This is a genomic window from Nocardia sp. alder85J, from assembly GCF_020176955.2.
GTDB lineage: Bacteria > Actinomycetota > Actinomycetes > Mycobacteriales > Mycobacteriaceae > Nocardia.
In genome coordinates, this window is sequence record NZ_JAIUCZ020000016.1 from 99,683 (window position 1) to 125,108 (window position 25,426).

Annotated in this window: 27 protein-coding genes; 20 read left to right on the top strand and 7 right to left on the bottom strand. The window is 68.6% G+C overall.

Annotation, left to right across the window (positions count from 1 at the left end; translation table 11 throughout):
- Positions 1 to 251: 251 nt before the first annotated feature.
- From LBW94_RS40860 to LBW94_RS40870, 3 genes are all read left to right on the top strand, one after another.
- A complete protein-coding gene (locus tag LBW94_RS40860) occupies positions 252 to 1,250 on the top strand; it encodes a cytochrome c oxidase subunit II (protein ID WP_225059876.1) in 999 nt (332 codons plus the stop codon).
- Positions 1,251 to 1,277: 27 nt separating this feature from the next.
- Entirely contained in the window at positions 1,278 to 1,694 is a 417-nt protein-coding gene (locus tag LBW94_RS40865; protein ID WP_225059834.1) for a cytochrome c oxidase subunit 4, read from the top strand.
- Between the two features lie 99 nt (positions 1,695 to 1,793).
- The gene (locus LBW94_RS40870; RefSeq protein ID WP_225059833.1) at positions 1,794 to 2,234 is read left to right on the top strand and encodes a PaaI family thioesterase; all 441 of its coding nucleotides are present in this window, start codon (positions 1,794 to 1,796) and stop codon (positions 2,232 to 2,234) included.
- Positions 2,235 to 2,236: 2 nt separating this feature from the next.
- On the opposite strand, the gene LBW94_RS40875 is transcribed toward LBW94_RS40870, so the two are convergent.
- Positions 2,237 to 3,517: an FAD-binding oxidoreductase gene (locus LBW94_RS40875; protein ID WP_225059832.1), complete on the bottom strand. Its 1,281-nt coding sequence runs from the start codon at positions 3,515 to 3,517 to the stop codon at positions 2,237 to 2,239.
- A gap of 220 nt (positions 3,518 to 3,737) precedes the next feature.
- On the opposite strand from LBW94_RS40875, the gene LBW94_RS40880 reads away from it, so the two are divergent.
- A complete protein-coding gene (locus LBW94_RS40880) occupies positions 3,738 to 4,502 on the top strand; it encodes an SDR family oxidoreductase (RefSeq protein ID WP_225059831.1) in 765 nt (254 codons plus the stop codon).
- Between the two features lie 114 nt (positions 4,503 to 4,616).
- Here LBW94_RS40880 and LBW94_RS40885 read toward each other — a convergent pair whose 3' ends face one another.
- The 4 genes from LBW94_RS40885 to LBW94_RS40900 form a co-directional block, all read right to left on the bottom strand.
- The gene (locus LBW94_RS40885) at positions 4,617 to 5,051 is read right to left on the bottom strand and encodes a DUF6941 family protein (RefSeq protein WP_225059830.1); all 435 of its coding nucleotides are present in this window, start codon (positions 5,049 to 5,051) and stop codon (positions 4,617 to 4,619) included.
- Positions 5,048 to 5,545 carry a helix-turn-helix domain-containing protein gene (locus LBW94_RS40890; RefSeq protein WP_225059829.1) on the bottom strand — a complete coding sequence of 166 codons (498 nt, stop codon included), beginning with the start codon at positions 5,543 to 5,545 and terminating at the stop codon, positions 5,048 to 5,050. Before LBW94_RS40890 ends, LBW94_RS40885 begins: the two co-directional genes overlap by 4 nt.
- On the bottom strand, positions 5,532 to 6,077 hold the full coding sequence (locus tag LBW94_RS40895; protein ID WP_225059828.1) for a hypothetical protein: 546 nt from the start codon (positions 6,075 to 6,077) through the stop codon (positions 5,532 to 5,534). Before LBW94_RS40895 ends, LBW94_RS40890 begins: the two co-directional genes overlap by 14 nt.
- Before the next feature lie 164 nt (positions 6,078 to 6,241).
- Positions 6,242 to 7,159, bottom strand: a complete 918-nt coding sequence (locus tag LBW94_RS40900) for an IclR family transcriptional regulator (protein ID WP_225059827.1) — start codon at positions 7,157 to 7,159, stop codon at positions 6,242 to 6,244.
- A 98-nt stretch (positions 7,160 to 7,257) separates the two neighbouring features.
- Between LBW94_RS40900 and cysD the strand changes: the two genes are divergently transcribed.
- The 5 genes from cysD to LBW94_RS40925 all read left to right on the top strand — a co-directional run bounded on the left by cysD (position 7,258) and on the right by LBW94_RS40925 (position 13,560).
- Positions 7,258 to 8,163 carry a sulfate adenylyltransferase subunit CysD gene (gene cysD, locus LBW94_RS40905; RefSeq protein WP_225059826.1) on the top strand — a complete coding sequence of 302 codons (906 nt, stop codon included), beginning with the start codon at positions 7,258 to 7,260 and terminating at the stop codon, positions 8,161 to 8,163.
- Positions 8,163 to 10,094 carry an adenylyl-sulfate kinase gene (gene cysC / locus LBW94_RS40910; RefSeq protein WP_225059825.1) on the top strand — a complete coding sequence of 644 codons (1,932 nt, stop codon included), beginning with the start codon at positions 8,163 to 8,165 and terminating at the stop codon, positions 10,092 to 10,094. The genes cysD and cysC overlap by 1 nt, the downstream gene beginning before the upstream one ends.
- Positions 10,095 to 10,464: 370 nt before the next feature.
- Positions 10,465 to 11,631: a hypothetical protein gene (locus LBW94_RS40915; RefSeq protein ID WP_255634683.1), complete on the top strand. Its 1,167-nt coding sequence runs from the start codon at positions 10,465 to 10,467 to the stop codon at positions 11,629 to 11,631.
- A gap of 5 nt (positions 11,632 to 11,636) precedes the next feature.
- Complete coding sequence (locus LBW94_RS40920; protein WP_225059874.1) at positions 11,637 to 12,404, top strand: SDR family oxidoreductase; 768 nt, start codon at positions 11,637 to 11,639, stop codon at positions 12,402 to 12,404.
- Positions 12,405 to 12,423: 19 nt separating this feature from the next.
- Positions 12,424 to 13,560: a sulfotransferase family protein gene (locus LBW94_RS40925; RefSeq protein ID WP_225059824.1), complete on the top strand. Its 1,137-nt coding sequence runs from the start codon at positions 12,424 to 12,426 to the stop codon at positions 13,558 to 13,560.
- Positions 13,561 to 13,658: 98 nt separating this feature from the next.
- Here the strand turns inward: LBW94_RS40925 and LBW94_RS40930 are convergent, their stop codons facing one another.
- Positions 13,659 to 14,315, bottom strand: coding sequence for a TetR/AcrR family transcriptional regulator (locus LBW94_RS40930; protein ID WP_225059823.1), 657 nt, complete (start codon positions 14,313 to 14,315; stop codon positions 13,659 to 13,661).
- A gap of 195 nt (positions 14,316 to 14,510) precedes the next feature.
- On the opposite strand from LBW94_RS40930, the gene fabG reads away from it, so the two are divergent.
- From fabG to LBW94_RS40985, 11 genes are all read left to right on the top strand, one after another.
- Positions 14,511 to 15,272: a 3-oxoacyl-ACP reductase FabG gene (fabG, locus tag LBW94_RS40935; protein WP_225059822.1), complete on the top strand. Its 762-nt coding sequence runs from the start codon at positions 14,511 to 14,513 to the stop codon at positions 15,270 to 15,272.
- A gap of 65 nt (positions 15,273 to 15,337) precedes the next feature.
- Positions 15,338 to 16,495: an acyl-CoA dehydrogenase family protein gene (locus LBW94_RS40940; protein ID WP_225059821.1), complete on the top strand. Its 1,158-nt coding sequence runs from the start codon at positions 15,338 to 15,340 to the stop codon at positions 16,493 to 16,495.
- 31 nt (positions 16,496 to 16,526) lie between these two features.
- Positions 16,527 to 18,014 (top strand): long-chain-fatty-acid--CoA ligase, encoded by a 1,488-nt coding sequence (locus LBW94_RS40945; RefSeq protein ID WP_225059820.1) that lies wholly within the window; start codon positions 16,527 to 16,529, stop codon positions 18,012 to 18,014.
- On the top strand, positions 18,011 to 18,463 hold the full coding sequence (locus tag LBW94_RS40950; protein WP_225059819.1) for a MaoC family dehydratase: 453 nt from the start codon (positions 18,011 to 18,013) through the stop codon (positions 18,461 to 18,463). The genes LBW94_RS40945 and LBW94_RS40950 overlap by 4 nt, the downstream gene beginning before the upstream one ends.
- A gap of 760 nt (positions 18,464 to 19,223) precedes the next feature.
- Positions 19,224 to 20,381 carry a 2-deoxy-scyllo-inosose synthase gene (locus LBW94_RS40955; RefSeq protein WP_225059818.1) on the top strand — a complete coding sequence of 386 codons (1,158 nt, stop codon included), beginning with the start codon at positions 19,224 to 19,226 and terminating at the stop codon, positions 20,379 to 20,381.
- Positions 20,382 to 20,396: 15 nt separating this feature from the next.
- Positions 20,397 to 21,164: a cupin domain-containing protein gene (locus LBW94_RS40960; protein WP_225059817.1), complete on the top strand. Its 768-nt coding sequence runs from the start codon at positions 20,397 to 20,399 to the stop codon at positions 21,162 to 21,164.
- Positions 21,161 to 21,964 carry an SDR family NAD(P)-dependent oxidoreductase gene (locus LBW94_RS40965; RefSeq protein ID WP_225059816.1) on the top strand — a complete coding sequence of 268 codons (804 nt, stop codon included), beginning with the start codon at positions 21,161 to 21,163 and terminating at the stop codon, positions 21,962 to 21,964. Before LBW94_RS40960 ends, LBW94_RS40965 begins: the two co-directional genes overlap by 4 nt.
- Positions 21,961 to 22,539, top strand: a complete 579-nt coding sequence (locus LBW94_RS40970; protein ID WP_225059815.1) for a cupin domain-containing protein — start codon at positions 21,961 to 21,963, stop codon at positions 22,537 to 22,539. The genes LBW94_RS40965 and LBW94_RS40970 overlap by 4 nt, the downstream gene beginning before the upstream one ends.
- 65 nt (positions 22,540 to 22,604) lie before the next feature.
- Positions 22,605 to 23,363, top strand: coding sequence for a hypothetical protein (locus LBW94_RS40975; protein WP_255634694.1), 759 nt, complete (start codon positions 22,605 to 22,607; stop codon positions 23,361 to 23,363).
- A gap of 22 nt (positions 23,364 to 23,385) precedes the next feature.
- Positions 23,386 to 24,120: a YoaK family protein gene (locus LBW94_RS40980; RefSeq protein ID WP_225059813.1), complete on the top strand. Its 735-nt coding sequence runs from the start codon at positions 23,386 to 23,388 to the stop codon at positions 24,118 to 24,120.
- Complete coding sequence (locus LBW94_RS40985) at positions 24,117 to 24,536, top strand: DoxX family membrane protein (protein WP_225059812.1); 420 nt, start codon at positions 24,117 to 24,119, stop codon at positions 24,534 to 24,536. The genes LBW94_RS40980 and LBW94_RS40985 overlap by 4 nt, the downstream gene beginning before the upstream one ends.
- 12 nt (positions 24,537 to 24,548) lie before the next feature.
- Here LBW94_RS40985 and LBW94_RS40990 read toward each other — a convergent pair whose 3' ends face one another.
- Positions 24,549 to 25,397 carry an NAD(P)H-binding protein gene (locus tag LBW94_RS40990; RefSeq protein WP_225059811.1) on the bottom strand — a complete coding sequence of 283 codons (849 nt, stop codon included), beginning with the start codon at positions 25,395 to 25,397 and terminating at the stop codon, positions 24,549 to 24,551.
- Positions 25,398 to 25,426 lie beyond the last annotated feature (29 nt).

The window sequence follows — 25,426 nt, forward strand, 5'->3', positions numbered from 1 at the left end:
TACGCTGCGTAGTACTCGGGAACTCGAGCGACCGGTCGTGCGTTGCGGACGACCGGCAGCATGTGGGCGGAAAGCCCGGGAGCGGCCCGAACGTGCTGAATATGTGCCGTCCGGCCATCCGGACGGGCTCATGAGTCGGATGGACGACCAGGAAGGCGTTGAGCGTGACGCACAAGGCGAGCGAAGCGACAGGAGCGCGCCCCGCACCGGGGCGCGGTCGCATCCTTCGGCGGGCCGGGCTGGCGGTGGCCATGGGGATCACCGTGATGCTCGTCTCCGGCTGCTCGATCGACAATCCCGTGCTGCGATTCGGCTGGCCGTCGGGTATCACCCCGCAGGCGACCAAGATGCGCGAGCTGTGGACGTGGTCGGTCATCGCCGCGCTGGCGATGGGTGTGCTGGTGTGGGGTCTGACCTTCTGGACCGTCGCGTTCCACCGCAAGAAGGCGACCTCCCCGGAGTTCCCCCGGCAGACCGGCTACAACGTGCCGCTGGAGCTGACCTACACCGCGATTCCGTTCGTGATCATCGCGGTGCTGTTCTACTTCACCGTGGTCGTGCAGAACTACGTGCACGAGAAGGTCTCCAATCCGGACGTGGTCGTCGACGTGACGGCGTTCCAGTGGAACTGGAAGTTCGGTTACCAGAAGGTCGTCGGGCCCGACGGTCAGGTCTACGACGGGGCGGACAGCACCCGGCAGGGCCTGAACCAGGAGATCATCGACGAGTACAAGGAGCGCCGCGCCAACGGCCACGCGCAGCCGGGCCCGGATCACGGTCTGCCCGCGCAGGACATCAGCTACCTGCACTACGACAAGGTCGAGACCGTCGGCTCCAGCCAGGAGATCCCGGTGCTGGTGCTGCCGACCGGTAAGAACATCGAGTTCCAGCTGGCCTCGGCGGACGTCATCCACTCGTTCTGGGTGCCGGAGTTCCTGTTCAAACGGGACGTGATGCCGAACCCGAAGGAGAACCACTCCGACAACGTCTTCCAGATCACGAAGATCGAGAAGGAGGGTGCTTTCGTCGGTCGCTGCGCGGAGATGTGCGGTACTTTCCACTCGATGATGAACTTCGAGGTCCGGGCCGTGTCGCCGGAGAAGTTCCAGCAGTATCTGGCCGACCGTCAGGCCGGTAAGACCAATGCCGAGGCGCTGGCCGACATCCACGAGTCGCCGACTGCGGTGTCCACGCACCCGTTCGACACCTCGCGCACCTCGCGTGAAGCCACCCAGGCCGAGAGCAAGTAACCGAGAGCAAGAGGAATGTGATCTGACATGAAGGTCGAAGCACGCATCTTCGAGCTGCTCACGGTGTTCTTCATCATCGTGGCGGTCATCTACGCCTTCTTCACCGGCCAGTCGCGGACCGGCGTGGAATGGGCCGGCACCACCGCGATCGTGCTGACCGCGGGCCTGACCCTGATCGTCGGCACCTATTTCCGCTTCGTCGCCCGGCGCCTCGACCTGCGCCCGGAGGACTTCGAGGATGCGGAGATCGTCGACGGCGCCGGTGACCTGGGCTTCTTCTCGCCGGGTTCGTTCTGGCCCATCCTGCTGGCCGGTTCCGCCGCGATCACCGCGCTGGGATTCGCGTTCTTCCAGATCTGGTTGATCGCGCTGGGTGTCGTCTGCATCCTCAGCGCCGCGGCCGGACTGGTGTTCGAGTACCACATCGGACCGGAGAAGCACTGATCGCCACGTAGTCGCGAAGCCGAACCGCCCCCGGGAAATCTCCCGGGGGCGGTTCCGTGCTTGTGACGGGCCGGTTCGGTGCTGAGCTAAGCTCCGGCGATGCCGGACATCGCAGACGCGCTGAGTTCTTCCCAGGAAGCACGACTGCGCGACAGTATCGGACGCCAGACCCTGCTCACCACGCTCGGGATCGGAATCTCCAGCCTGGCACCCGGGCGCGTCGTGCTCGAGCTGCCGTTCCGCGAGGATCTGTGCCAGCAGAACGGTTTCGTGCACGCCGGCGCCATCACCACCCTGGCCGATTCGGCGTGCGGCTACGCGGCCATGTCACTGCAACCGCTCGACCGCGACATCCTCACCGTCGAATTCAAGGTCAATCTCATGAGTCCGGCTGTGGGACAGCGGTTTCTGGCGACGGCGACGGTCGTGCGATCCGGCCGCACCCTCACCGTCTGCACCGCCGAGGTCGTATCCGATGCCGCGGGCGCGCGCCCGGTGGCGCTGATGCAGGCCACCCTCATGGCCCTGCCGTCGTCCTGAATCTAGTCGGGGATGTGGTAGCGCTGCCCGCGTTCCGAGGCGCAGATGTCGTCGACGGCGGCGTCGATGTCGCGCAGCAGTTCGGCGGTGCCGCGCGTGCCCGGGTAGATGCTCGGCGGCCGCAGCCGGCAGGTGAAGCTGATGTAGCCGTGGTCCTCGCCGACCTGCTCGTGCAGATAGCTCGACCGCACCCCGTAGGTCTGCGCGGAGATGACGGTGAAGCAGTCGGCGTGCTCGCGGCGCTCGGTGAGCAGATCGTGCAGCCGGTGGAACACCGAGTGGTAGCTCGACAGCGGTGCGAAGACCGCGACCCGGTAGGCCGGGCCGCGCTCACCCGCCGAGCTGATCACGGTGTCGGCCAGGTATTCCGCGTCGCGCAGCGTCAGCACCTTGGGGGCGAACATGAGGGCGCCGGCGGCGGCGTGCCGCACCGGCATCGCGGCCCGGCCGCTGGCGTGCGAGGCGATGGCGCCGAGGCCCTTGCGGGCGCGGGCGCCGAGTTCGCGGCGAGCGCGCAGCGACGGGGTGGCGGTGGCGGGGTGCAGGCTCGACCACTGGCCGAAACGGACCGTGCCCAGCTGCAACTGGCCGCTGCCGACCGGCCGCGCCACCCGCAGCGGGGCGGTGTCGACCCAGCGGCCGACCTGGAGCAGGGCGTCGCCGGGCCGGTTGATCTCGGCCAGCGAATGTTCGACGAAGGTGTCGAAGTCGAGGAAGCGGTGCGCGTCGGAGGTGAGCCAGGTGCGGTCCTTGTCGACCTCGACGGCCTCCAGGGTGAGCGCGGTGATGATGCCGGCCCGCCCGGCGCTGCCGAGGATGCGCCGGAAGCGGTCGCTGTGGTGGGTGCGCCCGCAGGTGCCGAACCGGCCCTCCGGATCGACGTATTCGAGGGAGATCACATTGTCGCTGAACATGCCGTAGCGGTGCGAGGCCGCCGAGAGCCCGCCCACCGCGGCGAAGCCACCCGCGGTGATCTCCCGGTGGTCGCCGACGACCGGCAGGCCGAGGCCGTGCGCGCCCAGCGTGCGGTCGATATCGGACAGCCGGGCGCCGGCCTGTACGCGGACCAGCCGGGCGTCGGCGTCGACCGCCTGCACCCGGTTCATCCGGCGCAGCGACAGCACCACCCGGCGGTCCGGCGCGACGGGCCTGTCCTCGTGCTCGCGCTCGCCGCCGCGGATGGTCAGCGGTTGCGGGCGTGAATCACGCACCGTGCGAACCACATCCGCGGTATCGCGAGGTACGTACTCCGCAGGAGGGATGGCGGCCAACGTCGTGCTCATGACCCCACAGCTAACCATATGAGGGGCGCGGCGTCTGCCCGAGTCGGCGTGCCGGACGACTGTCGCCTGGCGCGTCGCGCGATCGCCGCGGCATCGGCCGTGCTGTCCCGAAAGGGCTTCCCGGCAGAGGGAAATCCGATTTCCGCGAGTGCGCGCGGCGACCCGATCGTGACCGTGAATCCACTTGTGGCCGCGGCCGCTGCGCGGGTAGGCATACAGCATGGCAACGGTTCTGGTTACCGGCGGTACCGGCGTGCTGGGGCAGCACATCGTGACGCGGTTGCGGGTGCGTGGGCACGACGTCCGGGTGTTGTCGCGGCGGGCGGGGGCGGGCACCCATGTCGGCGACCTGACGACCGGCGCGGGGGTGCGGGCCGCGGCCGCGGGGGCGGATCTGATCGTGCACGCCGCCTCGGATTTCCGGAAGTTCGGGAAGCCGGACCCGTTGCAGACCCGCAATCTGCTGGCCGAGATCGGCGACGTGTCACATCTGCTGTACGTGTCCATCGTCGGCATCGACCGGATCCCGTTCCGGTACTACCAGCGCAAACTGGCCTGCGAGGACATCGTCGCGGGCAGCCTGCTGCCGCATACGATCCTGCGCGCCACCCAGTTCCACGATCTGATCGCCGCGGTGCTGCACAACGTGCAGCGACTGCCGGTAGCGCCGCTGCCGGCCGACTTCCGTTTCCAGACGGTGGCGGCGGAGGATGTCGCGGTCCGGGTCGCCGAGGTGATCGACGGCCCGCCGCTGTGGCGCCGCGAGGACTTCGGCGGCCCGGAGGTGCTGACCCTGGCCGAGATGGCGGCGGTGTGGCGCGCCCGCCACGGCGGCCCGCACCGCGTGCTGCCGCTACGCCTGCCGGGCGCGGTCGCCCGCAGCTTCCGCGCGGGGTACAACACCTGTCCGGATCACACCGAGGGGACGCAGAGCTGGGCGCAGTACGTGGACAGCGATCCGGCGGTGGCGTACCACTTGCGCTGACGCGTTGTCTCCGCCCGGTACCGGGCGGACCGATCCGGCGCGGAAATGGTGCGGGCGCTGGAATCCCGACGCAGCAGAGCGCAGCCGCGCTGTTCTACGGCACACGGAAGTCTCTCATTCGAGTTCGTCACCGATCGGGCCTGCGGATGCGTTGATGACGCTGAAGTACAGTTTCTGCTCCACCTCGCCCGTCCGCGCCGTGATGATGTAGTTCCCAGCCCTCGGAATTGTCAACGGCCGCAGGTCTATCACGAAAGGGTTCGAGGCCGGATGGGGTGGCAGATCGATTCCCGGTGTGAAGCCGGCGACGAACTCCCCATCGATGCGTGCGATCTCGCCCGGGTCCTCGTCGCCGGCGCTGACGGTGACCGTGAACTGGATCGGGGTGTCGAACCGATCGACCGGAACGTCGATGGCTGCGGCAAGCATGGCGTTCAGTGGTGCCGGGAACGAGTCCTTTCCGAGCAGGTTGATTCCACCGCCGTTGACGTAGAGGGCGCCCTCCGCGACTGCTGCATGGTCGGCCAGGAGCAGCACACTGAAGGTCATCGTGTTCTCCGGATCTTCGCTGGAACGGCACTGGTGTTCTTGGATTGCCGGGGTTCGGTCAAGTCCCCGTAGTTCAGCGCGACGATCGTGAACTGGTTCGCATGGGCCGCCCAGTTCCCGGCGTAGTGAACGGTTACGGTCTGTGTGGGCCCGGGCACCGATGCGGAGGAGCGGCGACGACGCACCTGTTCACGCGGAAGTTCCGGAACTCCGGGCTCTACGGGAGTCAGGACGAAGTCGACAGAATATCCGTACGCACGAGCGTATTTCGCGAGAGCGGCTACGGTCAGGTTGCCGTCGCCGTTCAGTACTTGTGACACACGCCCTTCCGTGACGTCGAGGATGTCGGCGATCTGGTTCTGTTTACGTCCCGTCACGGTGCCGAGTCGGCGCAGAATTCGCCACACTTTCGAGGTGGCGTCTGCCGCGGCCAGCCGTATGGCACCCTGTGGTGTATTCGCGAACCGGTTGTATTCGGTATCAGACTCGGTCATGACTCAAATCCTCGGAACGAACCTTCCGGGCGAAGGCGATATCGCTGGGAACGGCCGTTCGGCTCTTCTTCGGCCACCCGTTGCACAGTCGGATCTCTCGGTCCAGATCAGGAATATGCCAGGTCGGACTGGCTTGACATGTCGAGCTCTCGAGATCGACGTACCTCTCCTTCGGCTCGTGGGTACCGTCTCCGGGAGTGTCGTAGAAAGCAAGTCGTGCGGAGCGTGCTTTGAACTCGAAGATGCCGCCGCCGAGACCGTTCATCGTCTCGTAGCGGGGGCCTTCACCGTTGTCCGCGAAGTACTGCATCGTGTGCAGGAGTGGCGCGTAGGCATCGACCTGCTCGTCGGCATGCATGTTGGTGAGTTCCCCTTCCGTCCACGTGCCCTCTTCGAGGTAGGTCATCACCTCTCTGGCCGGTGCCGGGGTTCCGTCCTTGCGCACCGCATAGGACATGCGGTACCAGGTGCCCTCACACACCAGTTCTCGCTCGATCCGATCTTTAGTCAACGCTAAACCCATCTCGATCATCGCACACGTATGCCCAACATGACCCCGCCTGCGCAATCCTTCTCTCACAGGTAGTGCGTATGAAATGTCGCTCGGCGTGTCCCGGCCGAGTTTCCGGGCCCGGCCTGTGTAGTGCCATCGCCGGGTACGGCGGCGGGGCGGGCCTCGGGGTGTGCGTGACAAGGTCAGCGGGGTGCCGTCAGGGCCGTGGTGACGGTGTGTGCGGCCGCGACCGTGGCGGCGCCGAGGGTGGCGAGGGCGTCGGCGGTGAGGCGGGTGTCGGGGCAGGCGACGACGGCGGCGGTGACGGTGTCGCCGTGGAAGATCGGGGCGGCGACGGTGACGACGGCGTTCTCCGTGCCGAGTTCGTGGGGGAGGTAGTCGACGGTGATCAGGTCGGCGATCAGGGTGCCGAGGCGGCGGCGGAGGGGGTCGGTGACGGGGGAGTCGCGCAGGGCGGCAAGGGCTTCCAGCAGGGGGGTGGCTTCGTCGGCCAGGCGTTCCACGGAGTAGCCGCGGGTGCGGACGGCGGTGAGCACCGCGTCCAGGCGGGTGGTCTGTGCGGGGTCGGCGCGGGCCAGCCAGGCGTGGCGCTCGGAATCCGGCGCCCAGGCGACGAATTCGCGGGCGACGGGTGGGGCGTAGGGGAGACGGCGGCCCTGGCGGATCCAGGGGAGGGAGGGGGTGCCGATGACCTCGGTGATGACGATGGCGTCGTCGTCGCGTTCGGCGAGGAAGACGGGGATGTCGTGGTGGGTGGCGAGGTCTCGCAGTGGGGGGCGGGCCAGGCGGCGCAGGGGGAAGGCGGTCTCGGTGCGTCGGGCTACCGCTAGCAGGCCCTGGCCGAGGCCGTAGTTGCCGTCGGTGTCGCGGCGGGTCCAGCCGTCGGCGGTGAGCTGGGTGAGGATCGCGTGCGCGGTGCCGCGGGACAGGCCGGTGGCGCGGATGATCCGGGCCAGGGACAGGTGCTCGGCGGGATGCCGGGACAGGAGTTCGACCACCTGTACGACGCGGTGGGTCGGTGGGGAGGGGGCGGTCTCCGGCTCGTTTTCTAGAACAGGTTCTTGACCGGCGTGCCCGGTCGGGCCTATCGTCGGTGTCACAATATCGAACGATAGCGTCGAATATCCGACACCTCAACCGCGGGGCCTGTGGGCGGCGGCGTGCGGGGGTGGCGATCGGGGACGCGGGCGGGACAGTGATGCGGACGGGATACGAGCTGTCGCATCTGGCGGCCCTGGAGGCCGAATCGGTGCACATCTTCCGGGAGGTCGCGGCGACCTTCGAGCGGCCGGTGCTGTTGTTCTCCGGCGGTAAGGATTCGGCGGTGATGCTGGAACTGGCGTGCCGGGCGTTCTGGCCCGCGCCGCTGCCGTTTCCGCTGCTGCATGTCGACACCGGGCACAACTTCGACGAGGTGATCGAGTTCCGGGATCGGACCGCCGCGCGACTCGGGGCGCGGTTGCTGGTGGCCCGGGTGCAGGACGACATCGACGCCGGGCGGGCGACGGAGCGGCCGGGGGAGACTCGGAATCGGTTGCAGACCACCACCTTGCTGCGGGCCATCGGCGAGGGGCGGTTCGACGCGGTGTTCGGCGGCGCCCGCCGCGACGAGGAGAAGGCGCGCGCCAAGGAGCGGGTGTTCAGCTTCCGCGACGAGTACGGCGCCTGGGAGCCGCGCGCGCAGCGGCCGGAGATCTGGAATCTCTACAACGGCAGACACCGTGCGGGCGAACACATCCGGGTGTTCCCGCTGTCGAACTGGACCGAGCTCGACATCTGGGAGTACATCGACCGGGCGGGGGTGGAACTGCCCGCGCTGTACTACGCGCACCGGCGGCCGGTGTTCGAGCGGGACGGAATGTTGCTGGCGGTCAACCGATTCCTGGCCACCCGGGCGGACGAGACGGTGCGCGAGACCACGGTCCGGTTCCGCACCGTCGGCGACGCCACCTGCACCGGCTGTGTGGAGAGCGGGGCCGCCACCCCGGCCGAGGTGATCGCCGAGACCGCGGTCACCCGGCTGACCGAGCGCGGGGCGACCCGCGCCGACGATCGGATCTCGGACTCCGGCATGGAGGATCGCAAGCGGGAAGGCTACTTCTGATGAGCCGCAATCTGTTACGGCTGGCCACCGCCGGCAGTGTCGACGACGGCAAGTCCACACTGATCGGCCGGCTGCTGTACGACTCGAAGAATCTGTTCACCGATCAGCTGGAGGCCATCGAGCGGGCCAGCGCGCAACGCGGGGATCCGGCCACGGATCTGGCGCTGGTCACCGACGGGCTGCGCGCGGAACGTGAGCAGGGCATCACCATCGACGTGGCCCACCGCTACTTCGTCACGCCGCGAAGGAAATTCGTCATCGCCGACACCCCGGGGCATGTGCAGTACACCCGGAACATGGTGACCGGCGCGTCCACCGCCGATCTGGCGCTGATCCTGATCGACGCCCGCAAGGGTGTGGTGGAGCAGACCCGGCGGCACGCCTTCCTGGCGGCGCTGCTCGGGGTGCCACATCTGGTGGTGTGTGTGAACAAGATGGATCTGGTGGGCTGGTCGGAGGCGCGCTTCGCCGAGATCCGTTCCGAGTTCGCGGATTTCGCGGCGAAGCTGACCGTGGGTGATCTGAGCTTCGTCCCGGTGTCGGCGCTGCTCGGCGACAACGTGGTCGAGCCGTCGGCGCACATGCCGTGGTTCGCGGGGGCGCCGTTGCTGCGGCATCTGGAGGATGTGCACATCGCCTCGGACCGCAACCTGATCGATGCGCGGCTGCCGGTGCAGTACGTGATCCGGCACGCGCCGGATCTGGGGGCGCACACGACGGCCGCGCGGGTGGGTGGCGGCGCGGTGGCATCGGCTCACGCCGTCGCGACTTCCGTCGATACCGCTGCGGCGCAACGGAGTTATGCGGGGACGGTGGCGGGCGGGATCTTCAAGCCCGGTGACGAGGTGGTGCTGTTGCCGTCCGGGAAGGCGACCCGGGTGGAGCGGATCTGGGGGCCCGGTGGGGCGCCGGTGACGGAGGCGTTCACCGATATGGCGGTCGCGCTGACCCTGGCCGACGACATCGATGTGGGGCGCGGGGACATGATCGCCCGGCCGGGCAACCGGCCGCATCTGGATCGGGATCTGGACGCGATGGTGTGCTGGTTCTCCGATTCCACCGTGCTGCGACCCGGTGGTGAATACGCCGTGCGGACCGTAGGACAGAGCACGCGGGTGCGGGTCACCGGGCTGGACTACCGGCTCGACGTGAACACCCTGCACCGGATCGAGGGCGCGGAAAGTTTGGCGCTCAACGACATCGCGCGGTTGAGCCTGCACGCGCGGCAGCCGTTGATGTTCGACGCCTACCGCGACAATCGCCGCACCGGCAGTTTCATCCTGATCGACGAGACCACGAATCAGACGGTGGCGGCGGGGATGATTCTCGCCCGCGACACCGGGTTGCGCGGGCCCGGATCCGGGGACGTGGTGTGGCACGGTTCGGCGGTCGGCCGGGACGAGCGCCCGCACGCCGGGGCCACGGTGTGGCTGACCGGTCTGTCGGCCTCCGGGAAGTCCACCATCGCCGTGGAATTGGAACGGCAACTGGTGGCAGCGGGCCGACCGGCGTACCTGCTGGACGGGGACAATCTGCGGCACGGGCTGAACGCCGATCTCGGCTTCGGCGACGACGACCGCCGCGAGAACATCCGGCGGGTGGCGGAGGTGGCGGCCTTGTTCGCCGATGCCGGTGTGATCGCGATCGTCTCGCTGATCAGTCCGTTCGCGGCGCAACGGGCGCAGGCGCGGCAGGTACACGCGGACAAGGGCCTACCGTTCGGTGAGGTGTTCGTCGACACCCCACTGGGGGTGTGCGAGAGCCGGGATCCGAAGGGGCTCTACGCCCGTGCCCGCGCGGGGGAAGTGCGGAACTTCACCGGCATCGACTCGCCCTACGAGCGGCCCGAACAGCCGGAGCTGATCGTCACCCCCGACGACGGCGATCCGGCCCGGATCGCCGCGCACATTCGCGCCGAGCTGCGCCTGTGATCGCCATGGCACCACCGCCTACTGCCCGCCACACCAGCCCGCCCGGCAGCCGCACGGCGCTGTACCCGGTTGTCGCAGCGGTACTCCGGCCGCATGCGGCACGACCGGGCGCGGCGGCGGTACTCCCGCCGGTTGCGGCACGACCGGATGCGGCGGCGGTACCCCGATCGGTTGCCGCCGCAGGTAGTGCCACGACCGTGTTCCACCCCATCGTTCATCCAGCGTAGGAGGACAATTCATGGATCAACCGGTGACCACCGAGGCGGGGCCTCGCAGTGCTGCCGAGGCGGGGCCTCGCAGTGCTGCCGAGGCGGGGCCTCGCAGTGCTGCCGAGGCGGGGCCTCGCACTGCGATCGAGGCGGGGCCGCCCTTGACCGAGCCGTTCCTGGCGGCCGTGGCCGCGGCCGAGAAGCTGATCGCCGCAGCCGATTTCGTGACCGACGAGCACGATCTGGCGGAGGGTTACGACTATCTGGCCGGGAGCATCGCGGCCTGTCTGCAACTGGCCCGGGTGCGCGGCACCAGCCATCCGTCGTTCGTGTCCTCGACCGGGCCGACCACCAAGATGGCCCTGGACAACCCGGATACGCTCTACTATCACGCCGCCGTCGAATCGGGGGCGGAGTATCTGGTGACCGGGACCCGGGGCAGCACCGTGGATCTCAGCTTCCAGGTGCTCAAGGGGGATTACACCGCCACCAATGTGCCCGGCGGTGACGACGCCTTCGATGACCGGCGGCTGGAGATCGGCGCGGACGGCAGCTATCAGCTGCGGTTCGGGCCGCCGCAGGACGATCCGGGGCCGAACTACTTCGTGCTGGGCGAGGGTGCCTCGATGCTGGCCGTGCGTGAGGTATACGGCGACTGGAATACCGAGCGCAAGGGCACCATCCGGATCGAGCGGGTGGACACCGCCGGCACCGCGCCCGCCGAGCCGGGACTCGCGGTGTTGCGCAGGCGGTATCAGGTGGCGGGACGGATGCTGGTGCAGCGCATCAACACCTGGTTCAACTTCCCGAAGTGGTTCTATCTGGACCTGCCGGTGAACACCCTCACCGAGCCCCGGCTCACCCCGGGCGGACTGTCCACCCAGTACTCCTCGGTCGGTCACTTCGACCTGAAGGAGGATCAGGCGCTGGTCGTCACCGTACCGAAATCCGATGTGCCCTATCAGGGTTTCCAGCTGGGCAGCCGCTGGTACATCTCGCTGGACTACGTGAACCATCAGACCAGCCTGAACAGCACCCAGGCCCAGGTGGATCCGGACGGCATGATCCGGCTGGTGATCTCGGCCCGCGATCCGGGCATCGCCAACTGGGTGGAGACCACCGGCCGCCGCCGCGGCATCATGCAGTTCCGCTGGCAGCGCACGCACCGGCCGATCATGCCCGCCGAGGGCCCGACGATCGCGCTGGTCGGAATCGAGGACGTGGCGGCGCAACTGCCCTTCCACGACACCAATCGAATCGACGAGGACGGCTGGCGGGCGCGAATCGCGCAGCGGCAGCGCGGATTCGCGGAGAGGATGCTCCATTGAAAGCGATGTTGGACGACAAGGTGGTCGTCGTCAGCGGGGTCGGGCCGGGGCTCGGCCGTTCGGTGTGCCGGGCGGCGGCGGAGGCCGGGGCGAAGGTGGTGCTGGCGGCCCGCACCGAATCGCGGTTGCGGGAGGTGGCGGCCACGCTCGCCCCCGCCGAGACGCTGGTGGTGCCGACCGACATCACCGACGACACGGCGGTGGCCAATCTGGTGGATCGCACCGTCGACAGCTTCGGCCGGGTGGACGCGCTGGTGAACAACGCCTTCGCGGTGCCGTCGATGAAGTCGCTGGAGCGCACCGACTTCCAGCAGATCCGCGACAGCCTGGATCTGACCGTGCTGGGCGGGCTGCGGATGACCAAGGCGTTCACCCCGGCGCTGGCGGACAGCCGCGGGTCGGTGGTGATGATCAATTCGATGGTGATCCGGCACTCCGAGCCGCGGTACGGCAGTTACAAACTGTCCAAGGCGGCGCTGCTGGCGATGTCGCAGACGCTGGCAACGGAGTTGGGCGGCAAGGGGATCCGCATCAACAGCGTGGCCCCCGGCTACATCTGGGACGACCAGCTGAAGTGGTACTTCGGTGAGGTGGCGAAGAAGTACGGCATCACCGCCGAGCAGGTGTACGAGCAGACCGCCGGCCGCTCGGATCTGAAGCGGCTGCCCGAGCCGGACGAGATCGCCCGTGCCGTGGTCTTTCTCGCCTCCGACTGGGCCAGCGCGATCACCGGCCAGACCCTCGATGTCAACTGCGGCGAGTACCACGTCTGACCGGGCACCAGGAGAACACATGACGACCCCCCGTACCGATGTCGGCACCGTCGAGGACCTGCACTTCTCGGCGACGAAGGTCTGCGGTCTCGAGGATTTCGGCATCGACGACTACACCGAGGCGCTCGGCGTCCTGCTGGAGTCCTTTCGCCGCGACGCGGATCTCACCGAACTCGGCAGCAAGATGAATCGCTATTTCCTGCGCGGCGCGCTGGTGGCCCGCGCGCTGAGCGAGGCGGCCTGGCGGGCGAATCCGGACTACGCCGACACCCTGGTACAGCGGCCGATCTTCGTGACCGGACTGCCGCGCACCGGCACCACGGCACTGCACCGGCTGCTGGCCGCCGATCCCGGCCACCAGGCGCTGGAACTGTGGCTCGCGGAATTCCCGCAGCCGCGACCGCCCCGGGAGAGCTGGCCGGAGAACCCGGTCTACCGGCGGCTCGAGGCGGGATTCGCGCAGCATCACGTGGAGAATCCGGAATTCATGGGCGTGCACTACATGAGCGCCGCCGATGTCGAGGAGTGCTGGCAGCTGCTGCGGCAGACGGTGAAATCCGTGGCCTACGAATCGCTGGCCTATCTGCCCGGCTATTCGCAGTGGCTGCAACGGCAGGATTGGACGAATGCCTATGTCCGGCACCGGAAGAACCTGCAACTGATCGGACTGCACGACTCCCGGCGCTGGATCCTGAAGAATCCCAGCCACCTGTTCGCCCTCGATGCCCTGATGGCCGCCTACCCGGACGCGCTGATCGTGCAGACGCACCGGGATCCGGTGACCGTGATGGCCTCGTCGTGCAGCCTGTCCGACCACGCCACCCGTGGCTGGTCGAACACCTTCACCGGGGCCTGCATCGGCGCGAGTCAGCTGGAGTTGTGGTCGCGCGGGCTGCGCGAATTCACCTCCGCGCGAAGCCTTTACAACCCGGCGCAGTTCGTGGACATCGATTTCGCGGAACTGCGGGCGGATCCGCTGGGCACGGTGGGGCGGATCTACGATGCCTTCGGCCTGACGTTCACCGAGGCCGCGCGGACCGCGATGTCCGCGCTGGACGAGGAGAGCCGCATCGGCGACCGCAAGCCGGATCACCGCTACACCCTGGCGGATTACGGTCTCACCGAGGCGCAGGTGCGGGAGAGCTTCCCGGCCTGATCCCGGCCGGTGGGCCGAATCTGATGCGGTACAACATGATCCGCGGCTCCGGTGGAGCCGCGGATCTGCTGCGTGCGGCGGGTTGCCGCAGGCGCGGCTCAGGGGCGGCGACGCCGGGCGGCCCGGCGGCCCTGGATCGCGGTGTACCGCACCACCAGCCCGTCCACGAACGCCTGCAAGGCCAATTCGAAACTCTGCGTGTCGATCTCGTCGGCCTTGGCGCGCAGCAGGTGGGCCTGTTCGAGGTGCGGGTAGCGGTCCCGGTACACCTGCACGTCGTCGACGAAGCCGCGGGAGAACGAGCCGATCGTGGAACCCAGCACCAGGTAGCGGGTGGAGGCGCCGATCATGGTGGCGTCCCGCGGCGGCCAGCCGGCCCGGACCAGGCCGCCGTGCACGGCATCGGCCATGCGCAGCCCGGCGTCGCTGCGGCCCGGCCCGGTGGCCAGATAGGGCACGAAGTTGGGGTGCGCGACCAGCGCCGACCAGTACGAGCGGGCCCAGGCGGTGAGCCCCTGCTGCCAGGGCGCGGTCTCGAAGGCGGAGGTGTCCACCCGCTCGATCACCGCGCGGGCGATGTCGTCGAGCAGGTCGTCCTTGGTGGGGTAGTGCCCGTACAGCGAGGCGGCGGAGACGCCGAGTTCGGTGGCGAGCTTGCGCATGGACAGCTCCGGGAGCCCGTCGCGATCGATCAACTCCAGCGCCGCGTCGCGAATGCGCTCGCGACTGAGCAACGGCACGCGGGGCCTGGCCATGGTGCACCTCCTCCAGAGGTCGAACGGGTGTCGAACCTATCACCGACCACCCCGATGCCTTGAATAAACGAACGTTGTTAGGATATCGTTCGAAGGTAACCTAACAACGTTTGGTTAGAAGACGGACCTCGGGCTCGGCGGCGCGCACCGGCGTGGACGCCTGCGCCGGGGCCCGTCCCGGCGTCAGGAGAATCCATGAGTGACATGCGCAGGGTGGCCCTCGTCACCGGAGCCGCCCGCGGCATCGGCGCCGGCACCGCCGCCCGGCTGGCCGCCGACGGCATCGCCGTCGCGATCGCCGACCTCGACGAGAGCGCCTGCAAGGAGACCGCGGACCGCATCGCCGCCGCCGGTGGCATCGCGATCCCGGTGGCCTGCAACGTGACCGACGAGGCCCAGGTGAACGACGCGGTCGATCATGTCGCCGCCGAACTGGGTTCGCTGGACATCCTGGTCAACAACGCCGGCGTCATCCGCGACAACATGCTCTACAAGATGACGCTCGACGACTGGGACACCGTGATGTCGGTGCACCTGCGCGGCGCCTTCCTGTGCAGCAGGGCCGCGCAGCGGCACATGGTCCCGCGGAAGTACGGCAAGATCGTCAACACCTCCAGCGTGTCCGCCCTCGGCAACCGCGGTCAGGCCAACTATTCCGCCGCCAAGGCCGGTGTCCAGGGTCTGACCCGCACACTCGCGATCGAGCTGGGGCCCTACGGCATCAATGTCAACGCCGTCGCGCCCGGCTTCATCGTCACCGAGATGACCGCCGCCACCGCCGCCCGGGTGGGCGTCACCCTCGAGCAGATGGCCGAGCACGCCGCCGCCGCCACGCCGGTCCGCCGGGTCGGCAAGCCGGAGGACATCGCCAACGTGGTCGCCTTCCTGGTGTCCGACCAGGCGTCGTTCGTGACGGGCCAGACCCTCTACGTCGACGGCGGCAGCACGCTCGGCTGACCGCCGCCCCGAATCCCACCGCGACGATGCGGTACCGATCCGTATCCCTCTCCAGGAGTCACCCCGTGCAGCGCACCCTCTACAACGACGATCACGAAGCCTTCCGCAAGACCATCCGGGCGTTCATCGAGGCCGAGGTGCTGCCGTACCACGAGCAGTGGTACGCCGCCGGGATCGTCCCGCGCGAGTTCTACTACAAGCTGGGTGAGCTGGGCGTCTTCGGTATCGAGGTGCCGGAGGAGTACGGCGGCGCAGGCGTCGATTCGTTCAAGTTCGAGGCCATCCTGATGGAGGAGGTGCACCGCGCCGGCGTGTCGGTCGGCGGATCCGGTGTGCACGTCGGCCTCTGCCTGCCCTACCTGAAGAAGCTCGCCACCGTGGAGCAGAAGCAGCGCTGGTTGCCCGGTTTCGCCGCGGGCGAGATCATGTTCGCCATCGCGATGACCGAGCCCGGCACCGGCTCCGACCTGGCGGGGATGAAGACCACCGCGAAGCTGTCCGAGGACGGCACCCACTACGTGCTCAACGGCGCCAAGACCTTCATCACCGGTGGCGTGCTGGCCGACCGGGTGATCGTCTGCGCCCGCACGGCCGCGCCGCGCGAGGACGACCGCCGCTTCGGCATCTCGCTGCTGGTCGTGGACACCGCGTCGGAGGGGTACAGCGTCGGCCGCAAGCTGGACAAGCTGGGCCTGCGCACCTCCGACACCGCCGAACTGTCCTTCACCGATGTGAAGGTGCCGGTCGAGGACCTGCTCGGCGAGGAGCACCGCGGCTTCTCCTACCTGGGCCAGAACCTCCCGCAGGAGCGGCTGTCGATCGCGGTCGGCGCCTACGCGCAGGCCGCGGCCGCGATCCGGTTCGCCAAGGAGTACACGCAGCAGCGCAACGTGTTCGGCAAGCCGGTCGCCAGCTTCCAGAACACCAAGTTCGAGCTGGCCGCCTGTCGGGCCGAGGTCGACGCCGCCGAGGCGGTCTGCGACCGCGGCATCGAGGCGCTCGACGCCGGCACCCTGACCCCGGCCGACGCCGCGTCGGCGAAGCTGTTCTGCACCGAGGTCGCCGCCCGCGTGATCGACCGCTGCCTGCAACTGCACGGCGGCTACGGCTTCATCAACGAATATCCGATCGCGCGGCTGTACGCCGACAACCGGGTGAACCGGATCTACGGCGGCACCAACGAGATCATGAAGACGATCATCGCCAAGGACATGGGGCTGTAGGCCGAATTCGACCGGCAGGAAGGCGCATTCGATGACAGCGACGTTGTCGGTGGCGAGCATTCTCGCCGAACCCGCCTGGCGGGTGCCCGATCGGCTGGCCCTGGTCGAGGGCGAGCAGCGGATCACCTTCGCGCAGATGTGGCGGCAGGTGCGGGAACAGGCGGCGGCGCTGATCGAGCGCGGGGTGCGGCCCGGTGACCGGGTGGCGCTCATGTGCCCGAACGTCGCGGACTTCCCGCGCGCCTACTACGCGATCCTGGCCGCGGGCGGCGTCGTGGTGCCGGTGCACCTGCTGCTGTCCGCCGACGAGGTGGAACACGTGCTGCGCGACAGCGGCGCCGCACTGCTGCTGGCGCACCCGACGGTGGCGCCGGTGGGCGACGCCGCGGCCGCGCGGGCCGGCATCCCCAGCATCGACCCGAAGAGCCTGGTCGCCGCCGAGCCGATCCCCACCTTCGTGACCCGCGGCCCGCTGGATCCGGCGGTGATCTTCTACACCAGCGGCACCACCGGCCGGCCCAAGGGCGCCGAGCTGACCCACCTCAACATGGTCATGTGCGCCACGGTCAACACCTACGACGCCAACCAGGTCAGCGCGGGCGATATCGCGCTGGGGGCGCTGCCGCTGTTCCACGTGTTCGGGCAGACGGTGTCGCTGAACTCGCAGTGGCGGGTCGGGGCCGCGCTGGTGCTGCTGCCGCGGTTCGGCGCCGCGGCCGCCGTCGAACTCATGCTGGCCGAGGGCGTGAACATCTTCCACGGCGTGCCGACCATGTTCGTCGAGTTGATCAAGGCGGCGCAGGAGGCCCAGCGGCTGCCGGAGCTGCGTTTCTGCATCTCCGGCGGCGCGTCGCTGCCGCCGTCGGTGCTGGAGGAGTTCCAGGCCGCGTACGGCGCGCCGGTGCTGGAGGGTTACGGCCTGTCGGAGACCTCGCCGACGGTGACCGTGAACCAGCCGCTGCTGGGCATCAAACCCCACACCGTGGGGCAGCCGGTGTGGGGCGTGAACGTCGAGATCGCCGACCCCACCGTGCGGGAGGAGATCGTCTTCCTGCCGCAGGGCGAGGTCGGCGAGGTGGTGGTGCGCGGGCACAACGTCTTCGAGAAGTACATCGGCAATCCGGAGGCCACCGCGACCGCCGTGGTGGACGGCTGGTTCCGCACCGGTGACCTCGGGGTCGTGGACGCCGACGGCTTCCTGACGATCGTCGACCGGATCAAGGAGATGATCATCCGCGGCGGGTTCAACGTGTACCCGACCGAGGTCGAGGCCGCGCTGCTGCGTCATCCGAGGATCGCGCAGGTCGCCGTGATCGGTGTGCCCGACGAGAAATACGGTGAGGAGGTGGTGGCCGTCGTCGTCCCCGACGGCGAGGTCGCCGCCGCGGAGATCATCGACTTCGCCAAGGAGCACGTCGCCCGGTACAAATATCCGCGGCGGGTCGAGTTCCTGGACGAACTGCCGCTGGGCCCCACCCACAAGGTGCTCAAACGTGAACTGAAGGAGCGATTCCTGTGACGGATTTCCCGGACTTCGACGCTTTCCGGGCGGCGGTCGGCACCGAGATCGGGGTCAGCGAATGGCTGACCGTCGACCAGGCCCGCATCGATACCTTCGCCGATGCCACCGGCGACCACCAGTGGATCCACGTCGACCCGGAGCAGGCGGCGGCGGGCCCGTTCGGCCGCCCGATCGCCCACGGCTTCCTGACGCTGTCGCTGTCGGTTCCGCTGGTGAACCAGGCGGTGACGGTCGGCGGGGTGAAGATGGGAATCAACTACGGCCTCAACAAGGTTCGCTTCATCACCCCGGTCCCGGTCGACAGCCGCATCCGGGCCCGGGTCACGCTGGTCGCGGTGAAGGACATACCCGGCGGGATCGAGGCGATCCGTGGGATCACCATCGAACTGGAGGGCGCCGAGAAGCCCGCCTGCGTCGCCGAGGGCATCGCCCGGCTGCTGAGCTGAGCCGGTGGCGGCGGCGGGCGGATCCTGCCCGCCGCCGCGACCGCGCCGCCGACGAATCGAGTCCGGCCCCCGAGAATGCTTGGGCGGCCGGATTTTTCGTCTTCTCTGTGCCTCGGCCCCGCGCCACGGCCGCACCTTTCCGCGCACGCCGGCCGCCCGGGTCCGCCCTGCCGCTGCCCGCTCGGGTCCGGACGTTGCGGACCGGACGGGCAGGGCCGCGCCGTCGCCGCCGAATTCGGCAGTCGTATATCGGGATTGACAGGCGATACGCCGAATTATCCGATCAGAAGGCTGCATTCAGCAGTTTTCACGTCCGGGCGTCGTACGGTGGAAAACCGCTTCCGCACAAGGTCTGTCCCGCCGACGATCATCTCCGTACGGAACGGATTCCAACTCGTTGGTACGGACTGCTCGGTCCGGGCGACCCGGAAATAGAACTTCACATTTCAGACATTTAGGAAGTAGTGCGTTTTCCGTAGACATCGGAGGTCTTCCGGTTCCGGGTGCGGAGAATGTCGGTAGCATTTTCGTATGATTTTCGTGGATGTCGCCGTACCGGCGGCGCACGTTGCAGGCTGTTCATTGTTCGGTAATTAACAGACGGGTCGGTCCGGTGTACTGTCTGTGCTTGTAGTAGAGGTAGCGGCGAATCGCCACGGCCGGCCGGTAATGCGTCGCGAAGTCTGCTCGAACAGTCTGCGACGAGGCACGGCTGAGTTGTTTTCCGTGCAATTCATCGAATTGACAGGAGCGAACGGGCATGTCCGCCATCGCCTTCGAACGCGAAGTACAGTTCGGAGATATCCGCTATCCATTCCATGTGCAATCCGGTGATCGGTCCTGGGACGAATTCGCCCGTCGAATGACCGAACTCGACGCCGACCGGTTCGCCGTGGTGACCGACGAAGGGGTGCCGGCGGACCTCGTCGCGGCGGCCGAGACCTGCCTCGCCGCGGTCGCGGCCACGGCAGTGTTCACCGTGCCGAACTCGGAGAAGGCCAAGAACGTCGAGACGCTGGACCGGCTGGCCGAGCAGGTCATCGGCGCGGGGGCCACCCGCAACACAGTGATCGTCGCCCTGGGCGGCGGGCTCGCCGGCAATGTCGCGGGTCTGCTGGCCGCGCTGATATTCCGCGGAATTCGGCTGGTCCACCTGCCGACCACACTGCTCGGCATGTCGGATTCGGTGCTCTCGCTGAAACAGGCGGTCAACTCGCGGATCGGCAAGAACCATCTGGGCACCTTCTACACGCCGGTACTGGTGTGGAACAATCTGGATTTCCTTTCGACGCTGCCGCCGGAGGAGATCCGGTCCGCACTCTGCGAGACCATCAAGAACGTGCTGGGAATCTGTCCCGACCGGTACGACGAGGTTGCCGCGAAATTGCGGCCGGACGCCGTGTACGACATGCGGACCATTTCCGAATTCATCGATCTGTGCGTGACCGCCAAGATCAGCGTGATGCGCCTGGACCATCGGGAGAAACGTGAGGCGCTGGTCCTCGAGTACGGGCACACCGTCGGGCACGCGGCCGAACTGCTCACCGGCGGGCAATTGCGGCACGGCCATGCGATCGGCGTCGGCATGCTCGTCGCGGCGCGCGTGTCGTGCCTGCTCGGCCTGATGGACGAGAGCGATGCGGAGGCGCACCGGATCCTGTTGGAGCGCAACGGCTCTCCCGTCGCGCTACCGGGGCAGCTGACGGTCGACGAGATCCTGGCGGTGGTCCGGCGGGACAACAAGCGCGGTTACGTCCCGGCCCGGCCGGGCGCCGCCGACATGATCGTGCTGGAAGGGCTCGGCCGCCCGCACTGGGTCGGCGACAACATCATCACGCAAGTGGACGAGGACATCCTGCGGTCCGCCATCAACAGTTACCTTCCGGAACCGTCGTCCGGGACGACGGTCGCCGCCTAGCGGGAAGTGCCGACCATGACAGAGCAGATCACCGCCGAGCCGCCGGTGGAATACCGCGGATACGGGCCGATCGTCAACGACACCAGCGGTCCGGCGACCACCATCAGGCAGATCGGTGGCACCGGCACGGCCCGCTGGAAGCAACTCGCCTACGGCGCGCATCTGCAGGGTGAATGGAACACCGTCGAGCACGTCACGCTCCTGCCGGGAGCCGGGGTGGGGGAGCATGTGCACAGCCGGACCGAGGAGATCTACTACATCGTGTCCGGTGCGGCCACGATGCGGGTGAACGGCCGCACACACCAGGTGCGGGCCGGAGATCTCATCACCACGCCGATCGGGACCCGGCACGCCATCGACAACCACGGCGAGCAGGACATGGTCTTCTTCGTCACCGAGGTCTACCCCGGTGACGCACGGGAACTCGAGCCGGTGTTCGTGCGGATGGCCGACGGGATGGCGCCGGTCGACGGTTTCCGCGGCTCGCCGCAGCCGGTCCGGGTGTCGTCCGTCGCGCTGGCCGGTCTGTTCACCGGGCCCTGGCAGGCGTTCAGCGAGATCCTGCTCGAACCGCACGGCACGCTGGGGGACTACGCGCTGCCCGAGACGTGTGAGGTGGTCCTCGTCCTCGACGGCAGCGCCGCGATCACCGTCGAGGGCGAGACCTACACCGGCGGTCCGGGACTGTGCGTGGCGGTACCGGCCGGAACCGACCGGCGGATCACCAATACCGCTGCGGGCGAAGAACTTCGGCTGATCGCCACGGAAGTTGCCGTCGGATGAACCTGGAGCTGGAAGGCCGCGTCGTCGTCGTGACCGGCGCGGCGAGCGGGATCGGCCGGGCCACGGCGCTCGAATTCGCCCGGGAGGGCGCACGATTGGCGCTGATCGACGTGGACGAGACGGAACTGAAGACGACCGCGGAGCAGGTCGCGGAACTCGGCGCGGAGGTATCCACCGCCGTGGCCGACCTGTCCACCGCCGACGGGGTTTCCGAGGGGCTCGAGGCCGCGCTGCGGCCCCACGACGGCCGGGTCGACGCGCTGGTGAACAACGTCGGCCGGTGTTTCGCACGGTCGTTCGACGAACTCACCGACGACGACTGGGCGGCGACGTTGCAGATCAATCTGTTCTCGGCGCTGCGGGCGATCCGATACGTGTTGCCGCAGATGCGATCACGTGGCAGCGGCAGCATCGTGAGCAACTCCTCCGATCTGGCCCGCCAGCCCGAGGCCGCGCCGATGGACTACCAGGTGTCCAAGGTGGGGCTGCTGTCGGTCACCAAATCCCTGGCGCTGGCCGAGGGCCCGGCCGTGCGGGTCAACGCGGTGGCGCCGGGCCCGGTGTGGACGCCGTTGTGGACACGACCGGGCGGATTCGCCGACACCCTCGGCAATCTGCACGGCCGGGACGCGAAAGCCGCAGTGGAACACGAACTCTCGCAGCGGCAGATTCCGGCCGGTCGGATGGGCCGGCCCGAGGAGATCGCCCGGGTCATCACGTTCCTCGCCTCCGACGCGGCGTCCTTCGTCACCGGCACGATCTGGGGAGTGGATGGCGGCAGCATCCGTGGTCTGCTGTGACCACGGCGCCGGACACCGTACCCGAATCCGTGCCGTCGACCCTGCGCGACACCGTCGCCTTCCTGCCGCCCGGAGCGGGCCGGGCGATCCGCACCGGATCGATGTCGGTGGTGTACAAGGTGTCCGCCGAATGGACCGGCGGCGCCTACACGATGCACGAACAGCCGGTGGGCCCCGGCGTCATGGTGGCGCCGCACACGCACACCGCTCAGGACCAGGTCAGCTATGTCGTGGAAGGTGAGCTGGGTTTCCTGGTGGGGGACGAGGAGTTCGTCGCCCCGACCGGCAGTTGCATCTTCCGCCCGCGCGGGGTGCGCCACGCGCTGTGGAATGCCACCGGCACGCCCGCGCGGATGATCGAGATCAGCAACCCCGGTGGCGAATTCGAGTGCTACTTCCTCCGATTCGGTGAACTCACCGAGGCGGGTGAGACCGGCCAGGACGTGATCCACGCGCTGGGCGCCCGCTACGGGATCAGCTACGACCTCGACAAGGCCGAGGACTTGGCGCGCCGATACGGCGTGAGTTCGACCGGCAGTTGGTGGGGCGGCCAGACAGAAAGTACGAGCCAGTGAACACATCCGTCCGCAGTTTGCTCTCCGATTACAAGCTTCCGCAGGTCACCGCGCTGTTCTGGGCGATGAAGATCGCCGCCACCACCTTCGGCGAGACCGGCGGGGATTCGCTGTCGCTGTCGCTGAATCTCGGCTACGCCATGTCGACGGTGTTGTTCTTCGTGATCCTGGCCGTCTGCCTCGCCGCTCAGCTGGGGGTGCGCCGATTCCATCCCGCGCTGTACTGGGCGGCGATCGTGGCCACGACCAGTATGGGCACCACCCTGGCCGACTTCATCGACCGCGGGCCTGGTTCCAGCATCAGCACCAAGAGCGGCCTGGGCTACGAGTGGGGCATGACCGTCATGGGCGCGGGCCTGATCCTGGTCTTCCTGATCTGGCGGAGCACCGGGCTGAGTTTCGACGTCCAGCAGATCACCACCCGGCGCGCCGAGTTGCTGTACTGGGGCGCGATCCTGATGTCCAACACCCTCGGCACCGCCCTCGGCGACTATCTCGCCGACGGCCTACACCTGGGCTTCTGGCCGAGCGGCGCGCTCATCGCCGCGATCATGGTGGTGATCATGATCGCGCACTACACGACCAGGATCTCCGGAGTCCTGCTGTTCTGGCTGGGGTTCGTGCTCACTCGCCCGCTCGGCACCACCATGGGAAACTTCTTCTCGAAATCTCATGCCAAGGGCGGTCTCGACCTCGGCAACTACGGAACCACCCTGGCCTTGGCGGTGCTGCTCGTAGTGGGCATCGGCTACAGCTATTTCGCGATCAATCGGGCACGGGTGTCCCCGGCGGCCGCGGTGCAACCGGACGCCGCGCCGGCCTGACACAGAGAGGAAGGGCGAACCGATGGCCGCACCCGGACTGCCGGTCGCACGTCGATGGGCCGTGGCAGCGCTGTTGCTGCTGACCGTGGCCACCGGATCGGTCGATGCCGTCAGTTATCTCGCGCTCGGACATGTGTTCGTCGCGAACATGACCGGCAACATCGTCTTCCTGGGGTTCGGTCTGGACCCCGGGTCCGGGCTGTCGGCCGCCGCCTCGCTGGTCGCCATCGCCGGTTTTCTGGCCGGTTCCCTGCTGGGCGGTCGTGCGGGCAGTCACCTGCACGACCGCCCCCGCCGCTGGCTCACCGGAGTTTTCGGCCTGCAAGCCGTCGTGATGGCGGTCGCGGCCGTGCTCACCGGCGCCGGCGTGCTCGGCGGATCCAGGCCGGGGACCTACGGGCTGCTCGTGGTGCTGGCCGTGTGCTTCGGATTGCAGAACGCCACCGTGCGCAGGCTCGCGCCCCCCGACCTCACCACGACGGTGCTGACCCTGACGATCACGGGATTGGCGGCGGATTCGGTCCTGGGTGGCGGCACCGGCGCCAAACCGGGCCGCCGGCTGGGCTCGATCGCGGCGATGCTGTGCGGCGCGGGCGGCGGCGCCGTGCTGCTGCGGCTGTCCCCGGCCGCGGCCATCGCCGCCGGCGCCGGGCTCGTCGCGGTCGCCGCCGGCGTCTTCCACTACGCACCCGAACCGGACCCGTCGCCGGCGGCAGCTCATCCGGGAACGACCGAAGAAATGGGAATTCGACCGTGATCCTGTTACGCACCGCCGCCCGGATCCTCACGGGATCGACGTACGCGATACTCGGCTGGGAGGTCGCGCGGGCACCCGGTCAGCGGGTCGAGATCGCCGCGGACACGCTGGCGGCGCTGCGCCGGTTCGTGCCGCTGCCGGGGGACGACGAGTCGATCGTCCGCGGTAACGGCGCGGTGCAGGCCGTGGGTGGTCTCCTGCTCGCCCTGGGCCTGTTCCCGCGGGTGTCGGCGGCCGTGCTGGCGATCTCGATGGTCCCGACCACCGTTGCGGGACACGGGTTCTGGCAGGAGGGAGAGCCCGAGGTCTGGCGATTCGAGCGCATCCAGTTCCAGAAGAACCTCGCCATGCTCGGCGGCCTGGCCTTCGCCTGCCTCGACGATCGGCGCGGTCCGGTCCGGAGCGCCGGGCAGTAGGCGCGGAGCCGGTCAGCGAAACCGGCCGGCATGGCGGGTGCACCAGTCCGCGAAGGTGCGCGGCGGGCGGCCGAGCAGGGTTGCCACGGTGTCGGTGCGCAGGCCCGTGGTGTCGGCGCGCATCAGGGTGAAGCCCTCGAGGATGGCCTCGGCCAGTGCGGGCGGGGCGCCGTCGGCGTAGCGGGCGCGGACCGCCTCCTCCGGGGTGGCGGCCGTGCGCACCGGGATCACTCGGCCCAGCGCGGCCGCGAGCACCGCGACTTGTTCCGCGGCGGTGAAGGTTTCGTCGCCGGTGAGGACGTACTCGGCGCCGTCGTGCCCGTCCTCGGTGAGAGCGAGCGCCGCCACCGCCGCGATATCGGCCGGGTCGATCGGGGCGTAGCGGCCCGGACCGCTGGGATCCAGCACCGGCTGCCCGGCCCGGATCGCGGTCACCCACTCCAGCGCGTTGGTCATGTAGCCGCCGGGCCGCAGGATCGTCGCGGAAATGCCGCTGTCCCTGACGATCCGCTCCCGCTCGTGATGCCAGCGGCCCATCGCGGGCATCGGATCCCCGAGCACGTTGAACGACGACAGCAGGACCAGTCGCCGCACCCCGGCCCGCCGTGCCGCGGCCACCGCCGCGGCGGCCGGCGCCACCGCCAGCCCGGGAATCATCAGGAAGGCCGCGTCGACGCCCTCGAAAGCCGGTGGGAGCGTAGCGGGATCGGTCAGATCGGCGACCACGCGCCGCGCTCGCGCGGGTAGATCCGCCGCCCGCGCCGGTTCGCGCACCAGTATCCGCACCTCCACGCCGCGCCGATCGAGTGCGCGCACCAGCGCACTGCCGACATTCCCGGTGGCACCGGTGACCAGTATCATTGTCCCTCCAGATCGTTTGCCGTCTAACG

Bases quoted from the DNA above. Each gene is read 5' to 3' on its own strand.
- LBW94_RS40860 (WP_225059876.1), top strand. From the start codon at position 252: ATGGGGATCACCGTGATGCTCGTCTCCGGCTGCTCGATCGACAATCCC.
- LBW94_RS40865 (WP_225059834.1), top strand. From the start codon at position 1,278: ATGAAGGTCGAAGCACGCATCTTCGAGCTGCTCACGGTGTTCTTCATC.
- LBW94_RS40870 (WP_225059833.1), top strand. From the start codon at position 1,794: ATGCCGGACATCGCAGACGCGCTGAGTTCTTCCCAGGAAGCACGACTG.
- LBW94_RS40875 (WP_225059832.1), bottom strand. From the start codon at position 3,517: ATGAGCACGACGTTGGCCGCCATCCCTCCTGCGGAGTACGTACCTCGC.
- LBW94_RS40880 (WP_225059831.1), top strand. From the start codon at position 3,738: ATGGCAACGGTTCTGGTTACCGGCGGTACCGGCGTGCTGGGGCAGCAC.
- LBW94_RS40885 (WP_225059830.1), bottom strand. From the start codon at position 5,051: ATGACCTTCAGTGTGCTGCTCCTGGCCGACCATGCAGCAGTCGCGGAG.
- LBW94_RS40890 (WP_225059829.1), bottom strand. From the start codon at position 5,545: ATGACCGAGTCTGATACCGAATACAACCGGTTCGCGAATACACCACAG.
- LBW94_RS40895 (WP_225059828.1), bottom strand. From the start codon at position 6,077: ATGATCGAGATGGGTTTAGCGTTGACTAAAGATCGGATCGAGCGAGAA.
- cysD (WP_225059826.1), top strand. From the start codon at position 7,258: ATGCGGACGGGATACGAGCTGTCGCATCTGGCGGCCCTGGAGGCCGAA.
- cysC (WP_225059825.1), top strand. From the start codon at position 8,163: ATGAGCCGCAATCTGTTACGGCTGGCCACCGCCGGCAGTGTCGACGAC.
- LBW94_RS40920 (WP_225059874.1), top strand. From the start codon at position 11,637: ATGTTGGACGACAAGGTGGTCGTCGTCAGCGGGGTCGGGCCGGGGCTC.
- LBW94_RS40925 (WP_225059824.1), top strand. From the start codon at position 12,424: ATGACGACCCCCCGTACCGATGTCGGCACCGTCGAGGACCTGCACTTC.
- LBW94_RS40930 (WP_225059823.1), bottom strand. From the start codon at position 14,315: ATGGCCAGGCCCCGCGTGCCGTTGCTCAGTCGCGAGCGCATTCGCGAC.
- fabG (WP_225059822.1), top strand. From the start codon at position 14,511: ATGAGTGACATGCGCAGGGTGGCCCTCGTCACCGGAGCCGCCCGCGGC.
- LBW94_RS40945 (WP_225059820.1), top strand. From the start codon at position 16,527: ATGACAGCGACGTTGTCGGTGGCGAGCATTCTCGCCGAACCCGCCTGG.
- LBW94_RS40955 (WP_225059818.1), top strand. From the start codon at position 19,224: ATGTCCGCCATCGCCTTCGAACGCGAAGTACAGTTCGGAGATATCCGC.
- LBW94_RS40960 (WP_225059817.1), top strand. From the start codon at position 20,397: ATGACAGAGCAGATCACCGCCGAGCCGCCGGTGGAATACCGCGGATAC.
- LBW94_RS40965 (WP_225059816.1), top strand. From the start codon at position 21,161: ATGAACCTGGAGCTGGAAGGCCGCGTCGTCGTCGTGACCGGCGCGGCG.
- LBW94_RS40975 (WP_255634694.1), top strand. From the start codon at position 22,605: ATGAAGATCGCCGCCACCACCTTCGGCGAGACCGGCGGGGATTCGCTG.
- LBW94_RS40980 (WP_225059813.1), top strand. From the start codon at position 23,386: ATGGCCGCACCCGGACTGCCGGTCGCACGTCGATGGGCCGTGGCAGCG.
- LBW94_RS40990 (WP_225059811.1), bottom strand. From the start codon at position 25,397: ATGATACTGGTCACCGGTGCCACCGGGAATGTCGGCAGTGCGCTGGTG.